We start from the raw sequence: 554 nt of genomic DNA, 5'->3' as shown, positions 1-554 counted from the left end.
GACGAGGCGTTCATGGACGCGGTGGTCGACCAAGGCCAGTCGCTCTCGACGAACCGCCGGCGCGGCCTCCTGGTCGTGCGGAGCCTGACCAAGCACTGGTCGATCCCAGGCATCCGGGCCGGCTACGTGCTCGGGAACGAGCGCGCCATCGCGGGGCTCACCGCTAGACAGGTGCCTTGGTCGGTCTCCACGCCGGCCATCGCCGCCGCCATCGCCTGCACCACCGGGGAGGCCGCGGCCGAGGCGAGGCGTCGGGCGGAGCGGATCGAGCAGTGGCGCACCGGGCTCGTCGCAGCCCTGCAGCATCGTCGCTACGAGGTCGTGGACTCGCGCACGTCCTTCGTGCTCGCGCGCCTGGGGTGCGGAACGCGCGAGGCGCTGCGCGCCCACGGCGTCGCCGTACGCCGCGCCGACACCTTCCCCGGGCTGGACGGCGCGTGGGCCAGGATCGCCGTCCGACCGCCGGACACGATGGCCGATCTGCTGCGCGCGCTCGACGACGTCCGGGCGGGCCAGCCGTCCGCCATCGGCGCATGAACGGGTCGCGGGGCCTG

At 74.5% G+C, this 554-nt stretch carries 1 protein-coding gene; it reads left to right on the top strand.

The window, feature by feature from the left end; translation table 11 throughout:
- Positions 1 to 537, top strand: a 537-nt coding sequence (locus tag Q0L15_RS06750; protein ID WP_296603150.1) for an aminotransferase class I/II-fold pyridoxal phosphate-dependent enzyme, incomplete at its 5' end; no start/stop codon positions are given.
- Positions 538 to 554 lie beyond the last annotated feature (17 nt).

The sequence above is a fragment of the Nocardioides sp. genome, assembly GCF_024509035.1.
Classification (GTDB): Bacteria; Actinomycetota; Actinomycetes; order Propionibacteriales; family Nocardioidaceae; genus Nocardioides.
The sequence above is the reverse complement of the archived record's forward strand: the minus strand, read 5'-3'. Positions and strand labels throughout refer to the sequence as shown.